We start from the raw sequence: 22151 nt of genomic DNA, 5'->3' as shown, positions 1-22151 counted from the left end.
GACACAAGGGTGAAACCCATGTACATGACTTTATGCCTGCAGCGCACGCTGCAGCAGACGCCAGAGCAGATGGCGACGATTTTCGGCGCGCGCCGCCAGACCTATCGCCAGTTCGCCGACCGCGTCGCGCGCCTGGCGAGCGCCTTGTGCGAGCTGGGCATGGCCCCGGGGGACCGGGTCGGGATGCTGGCGCTCAACTCCGACCGCTACCTGGAATACATCATGGGGGTGTGGTGGGGTGGCGGGGTGCTCAACCCGGTCAACACCCGCTGGAGCGTGGCAGAAATCGTCTACGCGCTGGACGATTGCGACACGGCGATCCTGATCATCGACGAGCATTTCCTCGCCCTGGCCGACGCCATCCGCGCGGGTGCGCGCAATGCGCCGTGCTTGATCTACGCCGGGGAAGGACCAACACCCGCCGGCATGCTCGGCTTCGACGAGTTGATTGCCCAGGCCAGGCCAATGGCCGACGCCGGCCGGGGTGGCGAAGACCTGGCGTGCATCATGTACACCGGTGGCACCACCGGCTTTCCCAAGGGGGTCATGCAGTCGCACCTGAATCTGTGGTCGGCGTGCATGCCGCGCATGGTCGATATGCCGCCGATACCCGGCGGCCGGCTGTTGCAGGTGGCGCCGCTGTTCCACGTCGCCGGCATGGCCCGGGCGCTGATCCAGTTCCTGGCCGGCGAGTGCCATGTGCTGGTGTCGAGCTTCGAACCCCTGGCGGTGCTGCAGGTGATCGAACGCGAGCGGATCAGCGAGACCCTGCTAGTGCCGACCATGATCCTGGCGCTGCTGGACCATCGCGCGTTGCCGCGGTATGACCTCAGCAGCCTGCAACGCTTGACCTACGGCGCTTCCCCCAGTGCCGGGGAGATGGTCGAGCGCCTGCTGGCACGCTTTCCAGCGCTTGAATTGTCCCACTCCTATGGGCTGACCGAAGCCTGTCCGGTGGTCTCCAGCAACCTGCCGTGCAATCACAGTGCATCGGCGCGTGCAAGCGGGCTATCGCGTTCGGTGGGGCGTGGCGGGCTGGGGTTGCAGGTGAAAATCGTCGACCCCCAGGGCCAGGAGGTGCCCCGCGGTACCGTGGGCGAAATCATCGTGCGCGGGCCGAACGTGATGCAGGGGTACTGGAACAAACCCGAGGAAACCGCCCAGGCCCTGCGTAACGGTTGGCTGTACACCGCAGACGGCGCCTATATGGACGAGCAGGGCTACCTGTTCATCGTCGACCGGCTCAAGGACATGATTGTCAGTGGCGGTGAAAACATCTACTCGGCCGAGGTCGAGAACGTGCTGGCGCGCCATCCGGCGGTGGCCCAGTGCGCGGTGATCGGCATCCCCCATGCACAGTGGGGCGAGGCGGTGCATGCCGTGGTCGTGCGCCAGTCCGGCGCCCAGGTCGACGAAGACCAATTGCGTCGTCATTGCCGCGCATTCATCGCGGGCTACAAGTGCCCAAAAAGCATCGAGTTCCGCGAAACGCTGCCGCTGTCGGCCGCCGGTAAAGTGCTCAAGCGCGAACTGCGCGCGGCCTTCCAGTAGCATCGGGGCCAGGCTCGCAGCCGGGCAGGTCCGGCGGCTGCTACCCGATCCGGGTGGCCCCTTGCGTCAGCCGGCTCACTACATTGGCTCCATGAACCAAGCACACGCCTGCTTGGCCACTCACTGGAGAATCCGATGCATATCAACCGTACTGTCTACCGAGAAGACCACGAGATGCTGCGCGAATCGGCGCGGCGTTTTTTTGAGCGCGAATGCCTTCCACTTCAGGCGCAGTGGGACAAGGCCGGGCACGTGGACCGGGAAACCTGGCTCAAGGCCGGCTGCCATAACCTGCTGTGCCTGACGGTACCGACCGAGTACGGCGGGGGGGGCGGTGACTTCGGTCATTCGGCGGTGCTGATTGAGGAGCTGTACCGCTCGGGCGTCTCCGGTTGGAGCCTGGGCGTGCATTCGGACATCGTCGCCCCCTACATCGTGCGCCTGGGCACCGAGGCGCAGAAGCAACAATGGTTGCCGAAAATCTGCACCGGCGAAACCGTGCTGGCCGTGGCGATGACCGAGCCGGGCACTGGTTCCGATCTCAAGGCTATTCGCACCACCGCCGTGCGCGATGGCGACGAGTGGGTGATCAATGGCAGCAAGACGTTCATCAGCAACGGCCTGACCTGCGACATGGTCGTGGTGGTGTGCAAGACCGACCCGAGCGCTGGCGCCAAGGGCTGCAGCCTGATTATGGTCGAGTGCGACCGTGCAGGCTTTCGTCGCGGGCGCAAGCTGGACAAGGTCGGCCAGGCCGCTGCCGACACCGCCGAGCTGTTCTTCGACGATGTGCGAGTGCCGGTAGGCAACCTGCTGGGCGAAGAGAACAAGGGCTTCATGCACTTGATGGAAGAGCTGCCGCAGGAACGCCTGGTTATCGCCCTGTACAGCGCGGCCAAACTCGAGCGCATGCTTGAGCAGACCCTTGAGTACGTCAAGGACCGCAAAGCCTTCAACCAAACGGTCTGGGACTTCCAGAACACCAAATTCAAACTCGCCGACATCAAGGCCCAGGCCACGGCCGTGCGCCTGATGATCGATCACTACATCGGCGAACACATGCGCCGGCGCCTCACCGTGCAGGAATCGGCCATCGCCAAGCTGTACGCCACCGAGACCCTGTGCCGGTGCATCGACGACATGGTCCAGCTGCACGGTGGCTACGGCTACATGCTCGAGTACCCGATTGCCCGGGCCTTCGTCGACATGCGCGTGACCCGCATCTTCGGCGGTACCAGTGAAGTGCTGCGTGAGTTGATCGCACGCCAGCTTTGATCCTTCCCCTTCAAGTTGCAGGTGACAGCATGAGCGAAAAAGTATTGGTGGCAGGCGTTGGCATGATCCCGTTCAGCAAGCCCAGTGCCAGCCCGACCTATGTGCAGATGGGCGCCGAAGCCGTGCGTCGTGCCCTGGCCGATGCCGGAATCGGTTACCACCTGGTGCAGGAAGCGTACGCCGGCTACGTCTATGGCGACTCCACCTGCGGCCAGACCGTGCTCTATGAAGTGGGCATGACCGGGATCCCGGTGGTCAACGTCAACAACAATTGCTCCACCGGCTCCACCGCGCTGTACCTGGCGCGCAAGGCGATCGAGTCGGGTTCGGCCGATTGCGTGCTGGCGGTCGGCTTCGAACAGATGCAGGCCGGGGCCTTGAAATCCCACTGGGATGACCGCCCGCCAACCCGCGAACGTTTCCTGCCGATCCTGCGGGGCCTGACCGCCGACGTCGGCAGCGACATGGCCCAGGCGCTGCGTACCTTCGGCGGCGCCGGACGCGAGTATATGCACAAGTACGGCACCCGCATGGAGACCTTCGCTGCGGTGCGCGCCAAGGCCAGCCGGCATGCCGCCAATAATCCCCTGGCGTTGTTTCGCAAAGTGCTGAGCACCGAAGACGTGATGGCCGACCCTGTGCTGTGGCCGGGGGTGATGACCCGCCTGATGGCCTGCCCGCCGACCTGTGGGGGAGCGGCGGCAATCCTGGTGTCGGAACGTTTTGCCCGCCAGCACGGCCTGCGCCGCGACGTCGAAATCGTTGCCCAGGCGATGACCACCGATACGCCGGAGTCATTCAACTTCGAACAACCGTCGTTGCTGGACTGGGTGGGTACCCACATGACCCACGCTGCCGTGAACCAGGTCTACGAAAAAGCCGGCGTCGGCCCGCGGGACATCGATGTCTGCGAGCTGCACGACTGCTTCGCCCAGAACGAAGTGATCTGCTACGAATCCCTGGGGTTCTGCCCTGAAGGCGGCGCCGAACAATTTGTCATGGACGGCGACAACACCTACGGCGGGCAAATCGTTATCAATCCGTCCGGCGGCCTGCTGTCCAAGGGGCACCCGTTGGGCGCCACTGGCCTGGCGCAGTGCTACGAGCTGACCCAGCAATTGCGCGGCAATGCCGAGCAGCGCCAGGTCGAAGGTGCGCGCCTGGCCATGGCGCATAACCTGGGTCTGGGCGGGGCTTGCGTGGTGACGCTGTACGGCAGGGTCCGCGCAGGTGCCCAGTGAGCCAGACCGGCTTCGACTGTCACCCAAGGTAACGCCGCCCGGTGTGCCCTGACAAAGCACGCCGGGATTGTTCGACAAAGTCGCATCAAATCACCCATTCGGGTGTCAGGGCCTCACCGCCACCTCACTAGCATGGACGCTCCAACACGTGATCCTTAACCGGAGAAACCGCATGACAAGAACAACAATGCGCGGCGTCTTCCAGCCAAGTCTGCTGGCCGTAGCTGTGCCGTCGCCACCACCGCGAGCCCCTCGGCTCAGGCGGTCGATTTTAATATCGGCGAGATCCAGGGCAGTTTCGATTCGTCCTTATCGATTGGTGCCAGTTGGTCGGTGGCTGATCCCGACTCCGCGTTCATTTCCAACTTCAACTCCCAGGGCAAGTCCGGTCAGTCGGCCTCGCGCACCACCGATGACAACCGCCTGAACTTCAAGAAGGGCGAGACCTTCTCGAAGATCTTCAAGGGCGTGCATGACCTGGAACTGAAGTACGGCGACAGCGGCGCCTTCGTGCGTGGCAAGTACTGGTATGACTTCGAGCTGATGGACGAGCACCGGCCGTTCTACGACATCGACGACAGCGGGCGCGATCGTGCCGCCAAGTCCTCCGGGGCGATGTTTCTGGACAGCTTCGTCTACCACAACTACAACCTCGGCGATCAGGTCGGCAACGTGCGGCTCGGCAAGCAGGTGGTGAGTTGGGGCGAGAGCACCTTCATCGGCAACTCGATCAACAGCATCAACCCGGTGGACGTGGCGGCCTTGCGACGTCCCGGCGCCGAGGTCAAGGAAGGGCTGATTCCGGTCAATCTGCTCTACGTGTCCCAAGGCCTGGCTGACAACATTACTGCCGAGGCCTTCTACCAGCTGGAGTGGGACAAGTCGGTGGTCGACAACTGCGGTACGTTCTTTGGCAGCGATGGCGTCCCGCAAGGCTGCAATGACCGCCTGGTGGTCGCAGGTCTCGACCTGCCGCCGGGCGTTGCGCAGAACACCGGCGGCCTGGGGGCGATCGCGGCCGGGACCGACAATGCCTACATCGGGCGCTTGCCCGACCACGACGCCCGCGACAGTGGTCAGTATGGCCTGGCACTGCGCTGGTTCGTGCCCGAGGCCAACGACACCGAGTTCGGCGCCTACGCGCTGAACTATCACAGCCGTAACCCGTACTTGAGCATCAACCAGATGACCAGCCCGGCCGGTGGTCTGGCTTCTGCCCGCAGCACCCGCTACTTCATCGATTATCCGGAAGACATCCGTTTGTACGGCCTGAGTTTCCAGACCAACGTCGAGGGGGTGTCGCTCGCGGGTGAAGTCAGCTACCGGCCGAACATGCCGCTGCAGTTGAACACCGCCGACCTGCTGTCCGCCGCGACCTTCGGCGCGACCTCGCCACTGATCACCACCGGCTTCGCCGGGCGCAACCTGGGCGCCGAGGTCAATGGCTACAAGCGTATGCCCGTGACCCAGGCCCAGATGACCGTGACTCAGTTCTTTGACCAGGTGCTGGGCGCCAGCCGCCTGAGTGTGGTCGGGGAGGTGGGCTACAACCACATCAACGGCCTGGGCCGGGCCGACGGCACGGACCTGCGTTTCGGGCGCAGCCCGGCGTTCGGTTCCGGCGAGCTTGTGGGCAGCGCTGGCCTGGCCACCTGCCGCGGTTCGGCGGCCGGTACGCCGACCGCCAGCAATCCGGCCCAGGAGTGCAACGACGATGGCTTCTACACCAGCAACAGCTGGGGCTATCGCCTGCGCGGCAAGCTGGATTACCCCAACGCCCTGGCCGGGATCAACCTGTCGCCGAACGTGGCCTGGTCCCATGACGTTTCCGGTTATGGCCCCAACTTCGACGAAGGCTCCAAGGCAGTCAGCCTCGGCCTCGACGCTGACTACCAGAACGCCTACACCGCCAGCCTCAGTTACACCAACTACTTTGGCGGCGATTTTAATACCAACGTCGACCGCGACTATGTCGCGCTCAGCTTCGGCGTGAATTTCTGATGCTCTCCTGGCAGAGGTACCTGAACATGAATGCACTTTTCATTTTGCGCACTGGCGCATTGAGTCTGTCATTGCTGGCCGGCAGCGTCATGGCTGCGGTTTCCCCAGAGGAAGCGGCGCAACTGGGCACCAGCCTGACCCCGCTGGGCGCGCAGAAGGAAGGCAATGCCAACAGCACCATCCCGGCCTGGAGCGGCGGCCTGAAAAGCGGCGCGGCGCCCCTGGACAACGGCTTTCTCGGCGATCCCTTTGCCGCAGACAAACCGCTGTTCGTGATTACCCCGGCCAACGTCGACCAGTACAAGGACAAGTTGACTCCAGGGCAGATCGCGATGTTCAAGCGCTACCCGGACAGCTACAAGATCCCCGTCTACAAGACCCAGCGCACCGGGGCGGCGCCTCAGTCGGTGTATGAGCTGGCGAAAAAAAGTGCGGTCACCACCCAACTGACCAACGATGGCAACGGCCTGGCCAATTTCACCGAGACCCGTTACTACCCGTTTCCGATCCCCAAGAGCGGGGTCGAGGTCTACTGGAACCACACCAGTCGTTATCGCGGTGGCAACATGGTGCGCCAGGCCGCCCAGGCGGCGCCGCAGACCAATGGTTCCTACGCCATCGTCGAATACGAAGACCAGGTGGCCTATCCGCAGCAGGTCGAAGGCGTGCCGCCGGGGCAGGCGGATAACGTGCTGTATTTCTACAAGCAGGAAATTACCGCGCCGTCGCGCCTGGCCGGCAACGTGACGCTGATTCACGAGACCATCGACCAGGTCAAGGAGCCGCGCCTGGCGTGGGTCTACAACTCCGGGCAACGGCGCGTGCGGCGCGCACCGCAAGTGGCCTACGACGGTCCGGGCAGCGGCGGCGACGGCATGCGCACCACCGACAACACCGACATGATGAACGGGGCGCCGGATCGCTACGACTGGAAACTGGTAGGCAAGAAGGAACTCTACATCCCCTATAACAACTACCGGCTGCAATCGCCCAAGCTCAAATACGACGACATCATCAAGCCCGGGCACATCAACCAGGACCTGACCCGCTACGAGTTGCACCGGGTCTGGCACGTCGAGGCAACACTCAAACCAGGGCAGCGGCATATCTATGCCAAGCGTGACATGTACTTTGACGAAGACACCTGGCAGTTGGCCGAAGTCGATCACTATGACGGTCGCGGGCAACTCTGGCGCGTCGCCGAAGGCCTGGCCTTCAACGATTACGAGCGCGGTGCCGCCAACTACGCGATGATCGGCATCTATGACCTGATCGCCGGGCGCTACAACGTCCTGGCCATGACCAACGAGTCCAAGCACGCAACGACCTACGGCGCCACCGCAAAAATGAACGACTTCACCCCTTCGGCACTGCGTAACGCCGGCATTCGCTAGACCCGACCCACCAGCCCCACGACGCCCTGCCTTGCAGGGCGTCGTGCATTGGGGGGCAACCACCTGATCCGGGTGGGGCGCAGGTGGACATCGGGGCCAATGATGGATGGCATCAATCATCAGCGAGGTCCGCCATGTTTGTGCCCCGGCCGCATCTTTGCACCCTGCTCAGGCGCGAGCAGCGCCGCTTGCAACTGCTGTGCGCACCCCCAGGCTTCGGCAAGACGCAGTTGCTGCGCCATTACCTGGAACCCGCCACAAACGTGGTGTGGCTGACCCTCGGCGGGCAGCCGCAGACCCTGCAAACCTGCAGCGCAAAGCTGGCCGAGGCCCTGGGACTAAGCTTGCAATCATCCCCCGAGGCGCTGCTGGCCTGGATCGAGCGGGCGGGTACGCTGCACCTGGTGTTCGACGACGTGCCGGCGTCCATGCCGGCGGAACTGAACCTGTGGTTCGACCGCCTTTTGGCCCTGGCGAACCCGCGCCTGCAGGTGCTGGTCACCTGTCGCCGGCGTCCCGACTGGAACCTGGCGCGCTTGGTGCTGATGGGCCAGTTGCTGGAACTCGACGCCCGGCAACTGGCGCTGCGCCGCGAGGAGTCCGATGCCTTGGTCAGCCTGCTGGCACCTGATAGCGACACCATCATCCGCCAACAACTGTGGCAGGCAACGGCAGGCTGGTGCGCCGGTCTGCGGCTGCTGTTGCCAGCGTTCGTCACGCAAACCTATCGCCCCGAGCAACCCCACGCGGTGCTGGTGCAGTACCTGGAGCGGGAGTTGCTGGCACGCCTTACCGAGGACCAGCAACAGGTGTTGTTTGGCCTGGCGCACCTGTCCAAGGCCAGCGCCGAGCTTTGCGAGCAACTCTGGGAGGGCCAGGGAGGGGCGCGGGTGTTTACCCAGTTGAACGACTGCCAGGCATTGTTAATCCCGCTGGAGCACCAGCCGCAGTGGTCTTGCCTGATACCGGCCGTGGCCCAGGCGCTACAGGAACGCTTGCCGGCGGCCCCGTTGAATCGTCTGCGCTTGCGCGCCTGCCAGGCACTCAGCGCCCTGGGACACCTGGATGATGCGATCGAGCAGGCGCTGCGCGCAGAGCAACCGGAAGTCGCCGCCAGCTACATGGAGGGCTTGTGGCTGACCTGGATCTTGCGCGAACAGCACCTGGGCCGGCTCATGACCTGGCGCGAGCGAATGGCACCGCACCTGCTGGAAAGCAGCCCGCGGCTGATCTACCTGAGTGCCAAGGCGTTGCTGTTCAGCGGTCGGCTGGATGAAGCCCAGGCTTGCCTGCAACAGTTGAGCCGATTCCTGCCCTTGCCCAACCCCCGGCGCAACCAACGTCTGCTGGCGAACTGGCAAGCATTGTTCGGCACCTTGCACGCCCTGCGCGGCGACAGCGAACAGGCACGCTTGCATTGCCAGGCCGCGTGCCGCCACCTCAACCGTGAGGATTGGCTGTCGATCCTGCTGTGTCACTGCATGCTGGCGCGCGATGCGATGCATCGTGGCGAACTGACGGAGGCGCAGGCGCTGCTGGAGCAATCGCTGGAACTGGCCCGCCGCCAGGGCAGCCGAGAGGCCGAGGTGCTGGTCAACAGCGATCGGGCGCGCTTGCTGATGCTCCAGGGCCACGCGCATCAGGCGCAGTCGTTGTTGCACAGCGAGCTTGAGCACATGGCCGGCACCCGGACAGTAGCCTGTCCGTTACGCGGTCGCCTGTTGCTGCAGCAGGCCGAGCTGTCAGTGCAGCAGGGACGCTTGGGCGAAGCCGAACAACGGGTGCACGAGGGCCTGGTACAGGTCGGCGATTGCTGTGCGCCATACGTGCTCAGCGCCTACCTGCTGCTGGCGCAGATCGCGGCCCACGGCCAGGCATTCGACCAGGCCCAACTGCATCTGGACGAAGCTGAGCGACGCATGCATTGGGCGCGGATTGACCGCGCGTGCTACCAGCGGCCCATCGCCGAGCACCGGCAACGGGTCCAGCGACTTGAACGGGAGGCCAGTGCGCAACGGCCAGAGTCGCGCAGCAGCGTGCCGGACTACCAGGATGGCCTGACACCCCGCGAGGTCTCGGTGCTCAAGCTGCTGGCCGAAGGCATGTCGGTGCGCGAGGTGGGCAGCCGTCTGTTCATCTCGGTCAATACCGTTAAAACCCACGCCAAGAACATCAACGTCAAGCTTGGCGCCTGCCGTCGGACCCAGGCGATCAATAGCGCCAAGGCCATGGGCATCCTGGCTTGAGGCCCCTGGCCTTTTTCCCGCCCACCACCTGATCCGGGTGGCGGCCTGCGCCAGGTGATGATCAACCATGCAAGGAAGCCGACACGGGGTCGCTCGGGAGCCTGTGTCTCGACAACAAGAGGAAAGCGACTGATGAGCGCCATTGAACGAGCCACGACCCAGGATATCCGCACCATCCTGGACCTGCAGCGAGCGGCCTTCCTGGACCGCGAGCCCTACAGCGTCGAAGAGCGCTGTGAGCTGATCGACCGGGCCATCGGCCTGCTGGTCAATCACGAACAGGAGATCGTCGAGGCCCTGGCGGCGGACTTCGGCCATCGCAGCCCGACGTTCTCGCGCGCCAGTGAAGTGCTGTCGCCCCTGGCCATGTTGAAGCAGACCAAGCAGCACTTGCGCGAGTGGATGCAGCCCCAGGCGCGGCATGCCGCCCAGGGTCAAGCGTTTGTGCAGTATCAGCCGTTGGGTGTGGTGGGCATCGTCACGGCCTGGAATGTGCCCGGCTACATGGTGTTCAGCGGCTTGGCCGGGGCCCTGGCAGCCGGCAACCGGGTGATGATCAAGCCGTCGGAGTTTACCCCGCACACCTCGGCCCTGATCGCCCGATTGATCCATTCGGTGTATGACGAACGTGAGGTGGCGGTGGTGTTGGGCGATGCCGAAACCGGCCAGGCCTTCTGTGGCCAGCCCTTCGATCACTTGCTGTTCACCGGCGCCACCAGCATCGGCAAGCATGTGCTGCGGGCGGCGGCCGAACACCTGGTGCCGGTAACCCTGGAACTGGGCGGCAAGTCCCCGGTGATCATCGGCCGTACGGCCGACTTCAAGGCGGCAGTCGCCAAGGTGGTGGTTGGCAAGTTGCTGAACGCCGGTCAACTCTGCGTCGCCCCGGACTATGTGTTCGTACCGCGGGAATCGATGGATGCCTTCATCGCGGTCGCCAAGGCCGTGGTCGCGGGTTTCCTGCCGACCCTCAAGGACAACCCCGAGTACACCTCCATCATCAACGCTCGGCACTACGCGCGTCTGCAGGGCTATCTGAGTGAAGCGCGTGCGGCGGGAGTCGAGTTGGTGGAACTGAACCCGGCCGCCGAGGATTTCAGCCAGGCCGCGCACAACAAAATCGTGCCGACCTTGCTGCGCGATCCTGGCGATGAGTTGCAAGTGATGCAGGACGAAATCTTCGGCCCGCTGCTGCCGGTCAAGGCCTACGACCAACTCAGCGAGGTGATCGCCTTCATCAACGCCCGACCGCGCCCGCTGGCGCTGTATTACTTCGGTCAAGACGCCGAGGAAGAGGCCCAGGTCCTGAGCCGCACCTGCTCTGGCGGCGTGACACTCAATGGCGTACTGAGCCATGCCAGCCTCGACAGCCTGCCGTTTGGCGGCGTTGGCCAGAGTGGCATGGGGGCCTATCACGGTATCGACGGGTTCCGCACTTTCAGCCACGCCAAAGCCGTGTTGCGCACACCGCAGCAACCGGCCTGAGTCTTTCCATCCCTTACTCACGAGAAAAGTCTAATGAAAGCTGCCGTATTCCATCAGGTAGGCGCCCCGCTGGTCATCGAAGAAGTGGGCATCAGCAAGCCCGGCCCACGTGAAGTGCTGATTCGTACCCGGGCGGTGGGTGTGTGCCACTCCGACCTGCATGTGATCGATGGTTCGTTCCCGTACCCGGGCCCGCTGGTCCTGGGGCACGAGGCCGCCGGGGTAGTCGAGCAGGTCGGGAGCGAGGTGCGCTCGGTCAAGCCCGGCGATCACGTAGTGACCTGCCTGACCGTGTTCTGCGGCCACTGTGAGCACTGCGTGACCGGCCACCTGGCGCGCTGCGTATCACCGGAAACCAAGCGCGGGGCCGACGAGGAATCACGCCTGACCTATGTGCACAAACCCATTCCCCAGTTCGTCAACCTGTCCGGCTTTGCCGAGCAGATGCTAGTGCATGAGAACGCCTGCGTGGCGATCCGGCGGGACATGCCCCTGGACCGTGCCGCACTGCTGGGATGTGCGGTGACCACCGGTACCGGTGCGGTGTTCAACACCGCTAAGGTGCGCCCGGGTGAAACCGTGGCCGTGATCGGTTGTGGCGGCATTGGCCTGGCGGCCATCAATGGCGCGGCGTTGGCCGGGGCAGGGCGGATCATTGCCATCGACATGCTCGATTCGAAACTGCAACTGGCTCGCCAGTTCGGTGCCACCGACCTGGTCAATGGCAAGGACGGTGATGCCGCCAAGCAAGTGCTGGAGTTGACCCGCGGCGGGGTGCATCACTCATTTGAATGCATCGGCCTGAAGCAGACCGCCGAACAGGCCTTTGCCATGCTTGCACGCGGCGGCACCGCCACCGTGATCGGCATGCTCAAGCCTGGCCTGAAAATCGAACTGGACCCGCTGCAACTGCTGCATGAGCGGCGTATCCAGGGCTCGTTGATGGGCTCCAACCGGTTCCCGGTGGACATGCCGCGCCTGGTGGACTTCTACATGGCCGGCAAGCTCAAGCTCGACGAAATGATCTCCCAGCGCATCAAGCTGGAGCAGATCAACCAGGCCTTCGATGAGCTGCGCCGTGGCGAACTGGCGCGTTCGGTGATCATTTTCGACGAGTAACAGGCCTCGGCACCTAACACGCACGAACACGCTGCCGACCTGCGGGTCGGCACGCCACCGGCTGACGGAGTGGATGGATGGATATTGATTTCAGTGCAGACGAACAGGCCTTTCGCGAAGAGGTTCGGGCCTTCCTGCGTGAGCAGTTGCCTGCGCAGTTTGCCCAGCGGATTGCCCAGGGCAAGCGCTTGAGCAAAGAGCACCAGGTGCAATGGATGCAGACCCTCAACCGCCAGGGCTGGCTGGCACCGGGCTGGCCAGTGGAACACGGGGGAACTGACTGGAGCGCAGTCAAAAAACACATCTTCGAGGAAGAGTGTTTCGCCGCCGGCGCACCCAAGGTGGTGTCGTTCGGCCTGAAAATGGTGGCTCCAGTGCTGATCAAGTTCGGTACGCCACAGCAGCAGGCGCGTTTCCTGCCACGCATCCTTACGTGTGAGGACTGGTGGTGCCAAGGCTACTCGGAGCCGGGGGCGGGCTCTGACCTGGCCTCCCTGAAAACCCGCGCCGTACGCGATGGCGATCACTACGTGATCAATGGCCAGAAGACCTGGACCACCCTGGCGCACTTCGCCGACTGGATGTTCTGCCTGGTCCGCACCGACCCGCAGGCCCAGCAGCAGCGCGGGATTTCCTTTGTGTTGCTGGACATGCGCACCCCGGGGATCACCGTGCGGCCGATCATCACCCTCGACGGAGAGCACGAAGTCAACGAGGTGTTTTTTGACAACGTGCGGGTCCCGGTGGCCAACCTGGTGGGCGAGGAAAACCAGGGCTGGACCTGTGCCAAGTATCTACTGACCCATGAGCGCACCAGCATCGGCGGGATTGCCCACAACAAGGCACTGTTGAACCGGCTCAAGCAGATCGCCAGTCAAGAGCTGCGTGACGGCCGGCCACTGCTCGAAGACCCATTGTTCCGCGGGCAGATTGCCGAAGTCGAAATGCAACTGATGGCCGCGCAGATGAGCAGCCTGCGCACCCTGGCCGCCGCTCGCGATGGCGCGGCCGCGGGTGCGCAAAGTTCGTTCCTGAAAATCCGTGGCACCGAGATTCGCCAGGCCCTGACCTACCTGATGAGCAAGGCTGTTGGCCCCTACGCCATGCCCTTCATCGAAGAAGAACTGGGCTATGACCAGGCGCCGCTGCTGCACAGCGCGTACAGCAGCGCCGCCACCTACCAGTACCTGGACGCACGCAAGGCCTCGATCTACGGCGGTGCCAACGAAATCCAGAAGAACATCATCGCCAAAATGATTCTCGAACTCTAAGGGGCGCCCGGCATGGATTTCAAACTGACACAAGAGCAACTGATGTTGCAGGACACCGCGGCGCGCATGGTGCGCGACGCCTACGGTTTCGAACAGCGCGAGGGTTTTCGCCAGAGCGAAGCAGGCTTCAGCACGGCCTTCATGCAGCAACTGGGCGAGCTGGGCCTGTGCGCCGTGCCCTTTGCCGAAGCCTACGGCGGGTTTGCCGGCAGTGGCGTGGAGAGCATGCTGGTGATGACCGAACTGGGCCGGGGCCTGTGCCTGGAACCGTACTTGCACTCGGTGATTTTCGCCGGCGGCCTGGTCAATCAACTGGGTAGCGAGGAGCAAAAACACAGCGTGCTGCCTCGACTGGGGAGCGCCGCGCTGCAACTGGCGGTGGCGCTCGAAGAGCCGCAAAGCCATTACTGTCTCAATGACGTGCAGACCAGCGCCACTGCGGTGCCGGGTGGCTGGCAACTCAAGGGACGCAAGTCGGTGGTGGTGGGAGGGCAAAGCGCCGGGCTGATCCTGGTCTCGGCACGCACCAGCCACCAGGCGCGTGACGAGCAGGGCATCAGCCTGTTCCTGGTCGACCCGCAAGACCCTGGCGTGCGGCGCCGCGACTTCGCGACCATTGATGGGCGCAGGGCCTGTGAGCTGTTCCTGGAGGATACGTTTGTCAGCCACGGTTCACTGCTGGGCGAGGAGGGCCAGGCCCTGCCTGCCCTGCGTTACCAGCAGGGGCGCAGCATCGCCGCGCAGTGTGCCGAGGCGCAGGGCAGCATGGAAGCGGCCTGTCAGTTGACCCTCGACTACCTGAAGACGCGCCAGCAATTCGGTCAACCAATCGGCAAGTTCCAGGCCTTGCAACATCGCATGGTGGAGATGTACATCGAACTCGACCAGGCCACCTCGATGACCCTGCTGGCTGCCTGCGTCGCCGACCAGCAAGACAGTGACGAGCGCAGTCGGATCCTGGCTGCAGCCAAGTTCATCGTCAGCCGGGCCAGCCGTTTTGTTGCCGACCAGGGCATCCAACTGCATGGCGGTATTGGCTTGACCTGGGAGTACGTGTTGTCTCATCACGCCAAGCACCTGCTGATGGTCGCGCGGCAATTTGGTGACGACGACCACCATTTGCGGGCCTATACCACGTTGATGCAGGGATATTCAGCGTAACCGGCTAGCGGCTGCGCAGGGCATTGGGCGACGACAGCGGTGTCAGCCGCCGCACGTTATACAGTTGCAGCACGGCGCCCAGCAACGCCACGCCCGCGGCGCTCCAGGCCAGTGCCCAGCCGGGCATGGCCCATAACAACAGCAGGCCGCCAGCCGCCGCACCGAGGGCACTGCCCAGGTACAGCGCCGATTCATTGAGGGCCACCGCCAGGTCGCCATCGCCGTGGCGTTCCCGGGCGGCGAGCAGTTCGTTGTTCTGCGGAACCTGCAAGGCCCAACCGACGCAGCCCCACAGGGCGATCGGCAACAACGCGAGCCAGGGAGACAGGCCCGCCATCACGGGCAACAGCAACAGCGCTCCGCCGAGGACCAGCATGATGATCAGGGTCAGGATCGGCCCCTGGATACGCTCCAGCAGCGGACCGACCAGGAAACTCCCGGCCACCCCGCCCAGGCCCCAGACCCACAGATAGGGCGTCACGTTGCCAACACTGCCGTAGGCCGGGTCGCTCATGAGTGGTGCGATGAAGGTGTACATGCCCAGGCTGGCCACTGCGGCCAGCAGGGAAACCAGCAAGATGGCCAGCACCTTGCGGTCGCTGAGCAAGGCCAGCTTGCTGCGCAGGGCCACGGTCGGTCCGGCCGGTACCGCCGGCAATAGCTGCTGTAAACCGAGCCATGCACCTGCGCCCAGCAGTGCCACCAGCCACAGCGCGGCCTGCCAGCCGGCAGCTTCGGCCAACAGCAGACTCAGGGGCACCCCGAGCACGGTACCGCTGGCCATGCCGGTCATGATGATCGCGATGGCGCTGCCACGCCGTTCGGGCTCAGACAGCGCTGCACAGACCGTGATCCCAGTCGCCAGGTACACCCCGGCACCGAGCCCGGCCAGCGCCCGGCACAGCATCAGCAGGGCAAAGTCGGCGGTCAACGCACCGCCGACATTGGCCAGCACGAACAGCCCCAGTGCGCCCAACAGGCCAAGGCGCTGGCGATTGCGGGGCAGGAGGGCGACCACCAGCGGTGAGCCGATGCCGTAGGCCAGCGCGAACACGGTCACCAGTTGCGCGGCGATGGCCATCGGCACGCTGAAGGCCTGTTCGAGCATCGGCATCAGGCCGGCCGTGGCGTAGGACGCCATGCCCAGCGCAAAGGCGCCGACGGCAATCAGGTAGACCGAAGTGGGGGTGGGGTTGCGCATGCACATCTTCCTTGTCTGGCACAGTGGAGCAGGGGGGCTGGGCCCGGTGCGGACAATTCTTTAGCAGGCTAATCATTGTTACAATATCTACCGTTTATGCTGTTACTAGGAGTAACCGGATAATGGGTAGAACACTCGAGCGCACCCGCCTGGAGTTGGCGGCGTTCCTGCGCAGTCGCCGTGAACGCGTCACCCCCGAGCAGGCCGGATTGCCCGCCGGTGGACGCCGCAGGACTCCCGGCTTGCGCCGCGAAGAGGTCGCGACGTTGGCCGGCGTCGGATTGACCTGGTACACCTGGCTGGAACAGGGCCGCGAGATCGGCGTTTCACCGGCCTTCCTCGACAATCTGTGTCGCGTCCTGCACCTGGACCCCATGGAGCGTCGGCACCTGTACCTGCTGACCTATCAGCGGGCGCCGGCCGAGCAGGCACAGACCTGGTGCGTGGTGCCCAAGGTCATCCACCGCTTGCTCGCCGACCTGACGCTGCGCCCAGCTTACGTGTTGAACCTGCGCTGGGACGTGCTGGCCTGGAACCCCGCCGGCGAGCAGCTGTTTCACTTTGCCGACAAGCCGGCGGAGCAACGCAACCTACTGTGGATGCTGTTCACCGATGAACACGTGCGCGCGCTGTTCGACCCGTGGGAAGAACAAGCACTGCAGATGTTGTCGAGCTTTCGCCGGGATTTCGGGCACGGCTCCCGGCAAAGCGATGTCGCAGAATTGGTCAAGGACCTGGAGAAAATCAGCGCCGAGTTCCGCCAGGGCTGGTTTCGCCAGGATCTCCATGGCCCTTGTCAGGGCACTCGACACCTGCAGCTCCCGGACCTGGGCGCGGTGTCGTTCGAGCACACCATGCTGACCATCGACGCCGACCGGCATTTACGCCTGGTGTATTACGCGCCATGCCAGGAGGGTGACGGCCAGCAGGGGTTTGAGGGTTGGTTACACGATCGTTTGCGCTGAGCCTGGACGCAATGTCCCAGGCCCCACCCAATCCCGTAGCAGCTGCCGAAGGCTGCGTTGGGTTGCGCAGCGACCCCCGGTGGAATCGCCAAACCCAATGAACGTCCTGCGCCCAGGCACGCTTTTTCCTCGCTCGCGACTACATAAAACATCATTTCGCTAATCCCCTGCGCGTCACAGAATGCGCCCAACACCCCCGCACCGTAAGCGCAAACGCAGCACCACGATGATCTGCATCAGAGGCGCCAGCCATGACCGATCTGAACCCTTCCAACTTTCAGAAGTGCACAGACATGACCGTTGAGAAAATCCAAATTGATACGCTTGTTGTGGGTGCCGGTCAGGCCGGCGTGGCCATGAGTGAGCACTTGAGCAAGCTTGGGGTGCCGCACCTGGTGCTGGAGCGCAACCGGATCGCCGAAGCGTGGCGCACCGGGCGCTGGGATTCGCTGGTTGCCAATGGCCCTGCGTGGCACGACCGCTTTCCGGGCCTGGAATTTGCCGGCCTGGACCCGGACGCCTTTGCCGCCAAGGAGCAGGTCGCGGACTACTTCGAAGCCTATGCGAAAAAATTCAATGCACCGATCCGCACCGGGGTCGACGTGCAGAGCGTCGAGCGCAATACCGACCGTCCGGGCTTCACTGTCAACACCAGTGCCGGGCTGATCGAAGCGCGGCATGTGGTGGTCGCCACCGGTCCGTTCCAGCGCCCGGTGATCCCGCCGATTGCACCGGCCATCAGCGGCGTCCAGCAGATCCACTCGGCGCAATACCGCAACCCGCAGCAACTGGCCGCAGGCGCGGTACTGGTGGTGGGCGCCGGCTCCTCGGGGGTGCAGATCGCCGATGAACTGCAGCGCGCCGGCAAGCAGGTGTACCTGTCGGTGGGGGCTCACGACCGGCCGCCGCGTGCCTATCGCAACCGTGATTTCTGTTGGTGGCTGGGGGTGCTGGGCGAATGGGATGCCGAGGCCATGCAGCCGGGCAAGGAGCACGTGACCATTGCCGTGAGTGGGGCCCGCGGGGGTGAAACCATCGACTTTCGTCGGCTCGCCCAGCAGGGCATGACCCTGGTCGGCCTGACCGAATCCTTCAACGGTGGCGTGGTGAACTTCGCTGACAACCTGGCCGACAACATCGCCCGTGGCGACGAGAACTACCTGGCCCTGCTGGATGCAGCAGACGCCTACATCGCCCGCAACGGCCTCGACCTGCCACCGGAGCCCGAAGCCCGCAACCTGTTGCCCGATCCGGCCTGTGTCAGCCAGCCGATCCTGCAGCTCGACCTGGCCAAGGCCGGGGTCAGCACCATCATCTGGGCCACCGGCTACACGGTCGACTACAGCTGGTTGAAGGTCAACGCCTTCAAGGACAACGGCAAACCCCAGCATCAGCGCGGTGTGTCGAGCGAACCCGGGGTGTATTTCGTTGGTTTGCCGTGGCAGTCCCGGCGCGGCTCCGCGTTCATCTGGGGGGTATGGCACGACGCCAAACACGTCGCCGACCACATCGTCAAACAACACACCTACTTCAACTACCGGGATGCCGCACAACGCCAGGCCGATGCCGAGCAGACGTGTGCGGCACCGCTCCAACCAGCCAGCTGCATGGGAGTTCGTTGATGCCTACTCATACCCGCATCCGCATGTTCAACACCAAAGACACCTACCCCAACCAGACGCTGGACAACGACCTGTGCCAGGCCGTGCGCGCCGGCAATACCGTGTACGTGCGGGGCCAGGTCGGCACCGACTTCGATGGGCAACTGGTGGGCCTCGGCGACCCCCGGGCCCAGGCCGAGCAAGCCATGCGCAACGTCAAGCAGTTGCTTGAGGAGGCCGGCAGCGACCTGAGCCATATCGTCAAGACCACCACCTACCTGATCGACCCGCGCTACCGCGAGCCGGTGTACCAGGAAGTCGGCAAATGGCTCAAAGGGGTGTTCCCGATTTCCACTGGCCTGGTGGTCAGCGCCCTTGGCCAGCCGCAGTGGCTGATGGAAATCGACGTGATTGCCGTGATCCCCGAATAAGGAACCGACCATGACCTTTTCCATCGTTGGACGCTGCGCCGAGACCGGCCAGTTGGGCATCGCCATCAGTTCCTCGAGCATCGCCGTCGGTGCTCGTTGCCCTTGGCTGCGGGCCGGTGTCGGCGCGGTGTCGAGCCAGAACATTACCCTGCCGGCCCTCGGCCCGCAGATCCTCGACGGCCTGGCCGCTGGCGCCGCGCCGTCCCAGGCCCTGGACCAGGCCCTGACCCGCAACGGCTACAGCCAGTACCGCCAGGTGGCGGTGGTGGATGCCCAAGGCCGGACTGCCGTGTTCAGCGGCAGCCAAGCCCTGGGCACCCACAACGCCCTGGCCGGTGAGCAGTGCGTGGCCGCTGGCAACCTATTGGCCAACAGCGCGGTGATCGAGGCCATGGTCGCCGCCTTTGAGCAGAGCGAAGGCTGCCTTGCCGCCCGCTTACTCAGTGCCTTGCAAGCTGGCCAGGCGGCTGGTGGCGAAGCTGGCTCGGTGCATTCGGCAGCACTGTCGGTGGTCGATGACCTGACCTGGCCAATCGTCGACCTGCGGGTTGACTGGGCCGAACACAATCCGATCGATGAGCTGGGCAACTTGTGGCGCGCCTACCAGCCCCAACTGCAGGACTACCTGATCCGCGCACTCGACCCAACCCTGGCGCCCAGCTATGGAGTGCCGGGTGATGAGTGAGCCGCGCAGCCGCGCCCTGTTGGCCAGGCTGGTAGGGTTCGCCACGGTCAGCCGCGACTCGAACCTGGCACTGATCGAGTTCGTGCGCGACTACCTGCAGGGCCTGGGCGTGGACTGCGAACTGATCTACAACGCCGAACGCAGCAAGGCCAATCTGCTGGCGTCGATGGGCCCGCAGGTGGCCGGTGGCATCGTGTTGTCCGGGCACACCGACGTGGTGCCGGTGGACGGCCAGGCCTGGACGGTCGAGCCGTTCTGTATGAGCGAGGCCGACGGCAAATTGTTCGGGCGCGGTACCGCCGACATGAAAGGCTACCTGGCCTCGGTCCTGGCGGCGGTGCCGCTGTTCCTGGCAAGCGACTTGCGCCGGCCGGTACACCTGGCGTTGTCCTATGACGAGGAAGTCGGCTGCCTGGGCGTGCGCAGTTTGCTCGAGCTGTTGCCCCAGCGGATCCCGGCGCCGGCCTTGTGCCTGATCGGCGAGCCGACCGAGCTCAAGCCGGTGCTCGGCCACAAGGGCAAGTTGGCGATGCGTTGCCATGTGCACGGCGCCGCCTGCCATTCGGCGTACGCCCCCTACGGGGTGAACGCCATCGAGCAAGCCGCACGCCTGATCGGCCGGCTGGGTGAGATCGGTGCCACCCTGGCCGAGCCGGAACTGCAGGACTCACGTTTTGATCCGGCTTACTCCACCGTACAGGTCGGGGTGATCCAGGGCGGCACGGCGTTGAACATCGTGCCGGCCGATTGCCGTTTCGATTTCGAAGTGCGCGCCTTGCCGGACTTCGCCCCGCAGGCGGTGGTCGATGAATTGCAGCACTACGCCCAGACCACGTTGCTGCCGGCGATGCAGGCGATCAAGGCCGAGACGTCGATTCGCTTTGAACAACTCTCGGCCTACCCGGGCCTGGCAACCCCGGCGGACAGCGCCGCCGCGCGCCTGATCGCCCAGCTGTGTGGCAGCGATGCCTTCAGCACCGTGGCCTTCGGCACCGAAGGTGGGTTGTTCGATGCGGCGGGTATCGCGACCGTGGTCTGTGGTCCCGGCAGCATGGAGCAAGGACACAAGCCCGACGAGTTCGTCAGCGTCGAGCAGTTGCACGCCTGTGACCGCCTGATGGATCGCCTGGCGGCCTGGCTGAGCGCACCCGAAGAACAATAACAAGGCCCTCCGGCCGCCCATGCGTGTCCCGCCGCCGCCTCAGTGCGTACCGGCATTATCGAGGAACAGATCCATGTCCAGATCCTTGCGTTGCAGCCTTCCGTTTGCCCTGGCCCTGTTGAGCGGTGCAGTGTGCGCCGCGCCCCAGAGCCTCACCGTGATTTCCTTTGGCGGGGCCACCAAGCTGGCCCAGGACAAGGCCTACTTCCAGCCGTTCAACGCCAGCGGTGCCGGCAACATCGTCGCCGGTGAGTACAACGGCGAACTGTCGAAGATCAAGGCCATGGTGGCCGCCGGTCACACCAGTTGGGACGTGGTCGAAGTGGAAAGCCCGGACCTGCTGCGCGGCTGCGAGGAAGGCCTGTTCGAGAAACTCGACCTGAGCGCCCTGGGCGACCCGGCGCAATTTGTCCCGGGGGCACTGACCGAATGCGGGGTTGCCACCTATGTCTGGTCGATGGTCCTGGCCTTTGACCAGGGCAAGCTGGCCAAGGCGCCGCAGAACTGGGCGGACTTCTGGAACGTCAGCGAATTTCCCGGCAAGCGCGGGCTGCGCAAGAGCGCCAAGTACACCCTGGAAATCGCTTTGCTGGCCGATGGGGTGAAAATGGATGAGCTGTACAAGGTCCTGAATACCCCGCAGGGCGTGACCCGGGCCTTTGCCAAACTGGACCAGATCAAATCCAGCATCCAGTGGTGGGAGGCGGGCGCCCAGCCGGCACAGTGGCTGGTGGCCGGGGACGTAGTGATGAGCGCCGCCTACAACGGTCGCATTGCTTCGGCCCAGGAGGAGGGCATGAAACTGAGCATCGTCTGGCCACAAAGCCTGTACGACCCGGAATACTGGGCCGTGGTCAAGGGCACCCCGAACAAGGCCCTGGCCGAGAAGTTCATCGCCTTCGCCAGCCAGCCCCAGGCGCAGAAAGTGTTCGCGCAAAACATCCCTTACGGGCCGGTGCACCTGCAGACCCTGGCCTTGCTGCCCAAGTCGGTGCAGGCGCAACTGCCCACCGCCGAGGCCAACCTGGCCGGCGCCGGAGCGGTGAACGCCGAGTTCTGGGTCGACCATGGCGAGGAGCTGGAACAACGCTTCAACGCCTGGGCTGCCCGCTAATCCCCACCTCAACTCCCACAGGCATCTCCAATCCCTGTGGGAGCGGGCGCCCGCTTGCGGCTTGCTCGCGATGGGCATTGACGTTGCACCTGTGGAGAGAGAACCTGCTTGGGTCGTGACCTCTGGGCCTCTGGGCCTCTGGGGTGTCGGATCAGGCCGAGTACATATCCATTTTTGCGGTAACGGCCTCCTATGGTTCCGCTTTTACAGCGGCTCACTTTTGGAGGAGCCCAAAAGTAAGCAAAAGG

Annotated in this window: 16 protein-coding genes and 1 pseudogene; 16 read left to right on the top strand and 1 reads right to left on the bottom strand. The window is 64.3% G+C overall.

Annotated elements, in window-relative coordinates:
• Window positions 1–18 precede the first annotated feature (18 nt).
• The 10 genes and pseudogenes from ACIOVD_RS27025 (at window position 19) to ACIOVD_RS26980 (ending at window position 14744) form a co-directional block, all read left to right on the top strand.
• Complete coding sequence (locus tag ACIOVD_RS27025; protein ID WP_401131208.1) at window positions 19–1551, top strand: long-chain fatty acid--CoA ligase; 1533 nt, start codon at window positions 19–21, stop codon at window positions 1549–1551.
• A 135-nt stretch (window positions 1552–1686) separates the two neighbouring features.
• On the top strand, window positions 1687–2826 hold the full coding sequence (locus tag ACIOVD_RS27020) for an acyl-CoA dehydrogenase family protein (protein WP_401131206.1): 1140 nt from the start codon (window positions 1687–1689) through the stop codon (window positions 2824–2826).
• A 29-nt stretch (window positions 2827–2855) separates the two neighbouring features.
• A complete protein-coding gene (locus ACIOVD_RS27015) occupies window positions 2856–4067 on the top strand; it encodes a lipid-transfer protein (protein ID WP_095171854.1) in 1212 nt (403 codons plus the stop codon).
• Between the two features lie 172 nt (window positions 4068–4239).
• Window positions 4240–6068 (top strand): annotated as a pseudogene (locus ACIOVD_RS27010) (DUF1302 domain-containing protein).
• A gap of 26 nt (window positions 6069–6094) precedes the next feature.
• A complete protein-coding gene (locus tag ACIOVD_RS27005; RefSeq protein ID WP_095171878.1) occupies window positions 6095–7462 on the top strand; it encodes a DUF1329 domain-containing protein in 1368 nt (455 codons plus the stop codon).
• 134 nt (window positions 7463–7596) lie between these two features.
• On the top strand, window positions 7597–9708 hold the full coding sequence (locus tag ACIOVD_RS27000; protein ID WP_401131203.1) for a LuxR C-terminal-related transcriptional regulator: 2112 nt from the start codon (window positions 7597–7599) through the stop codon (window positions 9706–9708).
• Between the two features lie 132 nt (window positions 9709–9840).
• Window positions 9841–11193 carry a coniferyl aldehyde dehydrogenase gene (locus ACIOVD_RS26995; protein WP_401131201.1) on the top strand — a complete coding sequence of 451 codons (1353 nt, stop codon included), beginning with the start codon at window positions 9841–9843 and terminating at the stop codon, window positions 11191–11193.
• A 33-nt stretch (window positions 11194–11226) separates the two neighbouring features.
• A complete protein-coding gene (locus ACIOVD_RS26990) occupies window positions 11227–12312 on the top strand; it encodes a Zn-dependent alcohol dehydrogenase (protein WP_159996093.1) in 1086 nt (361 codons plus the stop codon).
• Between the two features lie 77 nt (window positions 12313–12389).
• Entirely contained in the window at window positions 12390–13583 is a 1194-nt protein-coding gene (locus tag ACIOVD_RS26985; protein WP_401131199.1) for an acyl-CoA dehydrogenase family protein, read from the top strand.
• Between the two features lie 12 nt (window positions 13584–13595).
• Complete coding sequence (locus ACIOVD_RS26980; RefSeq protein WP_401131197.1) at window positions 13596–14744, top strand: acyl-CoA dehydrogenase family protein; 1149 nt, start codon at window positions 13596–13598, stop codon at window positions 14742–14744.
• Between the two features lie 4 nt (window positions 14745–14748).
• On the opposite strand, the gene ACIOVD_RS26975 is transcribed toward ACIOVD_RS26980, so the two are convergent.
• Window positions 14749–15945 (bottom strand): MFS transporter, encoded by a 1197-nt coding sequence (locus tag ACIOVD_RS26975; protein ID WP_401131195.1) that lies wholly within the window; start codon window positions 15943–15945, stop codon window positions 14749–14751.
• A 122-nt stretch (window positions 15946–16067) separates the two neighbouring features.
• Between ACIOVD_RS26975 and ACIOVD_RS26970 the strand changes: the two genes are divergently transcribed.
• The 6 genes from ACIOVD_RS26970 (at window position 16068) to ACIOVD_RS26945 (ending at window position 21903) form a co-directional block, all read left to right on the top strand.
• Window positions 16068–16910, top strand: coding sequence for a helix-turn-helix transcriptional regulator (locus tag ACIOVD_RS26970; protein WP_401131193.1), 843 nt, complete (start codon window positions 16068–16070; stop codon window positions 16908–16910).
• A gap of 251 nt (window positions 16911–17161) precedes the next feature.
• Window positions 17162–18532, top strand: coding sequence for an NAD(P)/FAD-dependent oxidoreductase (locus ACIOVD_RS26965; RefSeq protein ID WP_177440725.1), 1371 nt, complete (start codon window positions 17162–17164; stop codon window positions 18530–18532).
• The gene (locus tag ACIOVD_RS26960; protein ID WP_003182257.1) at window positions 18532–18942 is read left to right on the top strand and encodes a RidA family protein; all 411 of its coding nucleotides are present in this window, start codon (window positions 18532–18534) and stop codon (window positions 18940–18942) included. The genes ACIOVD_RS26965 and ACIOVD_RS26960 overlap by 1 nt, the downstream gene beginning before the upstream one ends.
• Window positions 18943–18952: 10 nt before the next feature.
• Complete coding sequence (locus ACIOVD_RS26955; protein WP_095171873.1) at window positions 18953–19627, top strand: DUF1028 domain-containing protein; 675 nt, start codon at window positions 18953–18955, stop codon at window positions 19625–19627.
• Entirely contained in the window at window positions 19620–20789 is a 1170-nt protein-coding gene (gene argE, locus ACIOVD_RS26950) for an acetylornithine deacetylase (protein WP_401131189.1), read from the top strand. The genes ACIOVD_RS26955 and argE overlap by 8 nt, the downstream gene beginning before the upstream one ends.
• A gap of 73 nt (window positions 20790–20862) precedes the next feature.
• A complete protein-coding gene (locus tag ACIOVD_RS26945) occupies window positions 20863–21903 on the top strand; it encodes an ABC transporter substrate-binding protein (protein ID WP_401131187.1) in 1041 nt (346 codons plus the stop codon).
• The last annotated feature ends 248 nt before the right edge of the window (window positions 21904–22151 follow it).

The sequence above is a fragment of the Pseudomonas sp. NPDC087626 genome, assembly GCF_044743405.1.
In the GTDB taxonomy this organism is placed as follows: domain Bacteria; phylum Pseudomonadota; class Gammaproteobacteria; order Pseudomonadales; family Pseudomonadaceae; genus Aquipseudomonas.
Note: the sequence above shows the minus strand (reverse complement) of the source record. Positions and strands in the feature narration are given on the sequence as shown.

Coding starts and splice junctions, on each gene's coding strand:
- ACIOVD_RS26985 (WP_401131199.1), top strand. CDS start 12,390: ATGGATATTGATTTCAGTGCAGACGAACAGGCCTTTCGCGAAGAGGTT.
- ACIOVD_RS27020 (WP_401131206.1), top strand. CDS start 1,687: ATGCATATCAACCGTACTGTCTACCGAGAAGACCACGAGATGCTGCGC.
- ACIOVD_RS26975 (WP_401131195.1), bottom strand. CDS start 15,945: ATGCGCAACCCCACCCCCACTTCGGTCTACCTGATTGCCGTCGGCGCC.
- ACIOVD_RS26980 (WP_401131197.1), top strand. CDS start 13,596: ATGGATTTCAAACTGACACAAGAGCAACTGATGTTGCAGGACACCGCG.
- ACIOVD_RS27025 (WP_401131208.1), top strand. CDS start 19: ATGTACATGACTTTATGCCTGCAGCGCACGCTGCAGCAGACGCCAGAG.
- ACIOVD_RS27000 (WP_401131203.1), top strand. CDS start 7,597: ATGTTTGTGCCCCGGCCGCATCTTTGCACCCTGCTCAGGCGCGAGCAG.
- ACIOVD_RS27015 (WP_095171854.1), top strand. CDS start 2,856: ATGAGCGAAAAAGTATTGGTGGCAGGCGTTGGCATGATCCCGTTCAGC.
- ACIOVD_RS26995 (WP_401131201.1), top strand. CDS start 9,841: ATGAGCGCCATTGAACGAGCCACGACCCAGGATATCCGCACCATCCTG.
- ACIOVD_RS26990 (WP_159996093.1), top strand. CDS start 11,227: ATGAAAGCTGCCGTATTCCATCAGGTAGGCGCCCCGCTGGTCATCGAA.
- ACIOVD_RS26960 (WP_003182257.1), top strand. CDS start 18,532: ATGCCTACTCATACCCGCATCCGCATGTTCAACACCAAAGACACCTAC.
- ACIOVD_RS26965 (WP_177440725.1), top strand. CDS start 17,162: ATGACCGATCTGAACCCTTCCAACTTTCAGAAGTGCACAGACATGACC.
- ACIOVD_RS26945 (WP_401131187.1), top strand. CDS start 20,863: ATGTCCAGATCCTTGCGTTGCAGCCTTCCGTTTGCCCTGGCCCTGTTG.
- ACIOVD_RS26955 (WP_095171873.1), top strand. CDS start 18,953: ATGACCTTTTCCATCGTTGGACGCTGCGCCGAGACCGGCCAGTTGGGC.
- ACIOVD_RS26970 (WP_401131193.1), top strand. CDS start 16,068: ATGGGTAGAACACTCGAGCGCACCCGCCTGGAGTTGGCGGCGTTCCTG.
- ACIOVD_RS27005 (WP_095171878.1), top strand. CDS start 6,095: ATGAATGCACTTTTCATTTTGCGCACTGGCGCATTGAGTCTGTCATTG.
- argE (WP_401131189.1), top strand. CDS start 19,620: ATGAGTGAGCCGCGCAGCCGCGCCCTGTTGGCCAGGCTGGTAGGGTTC.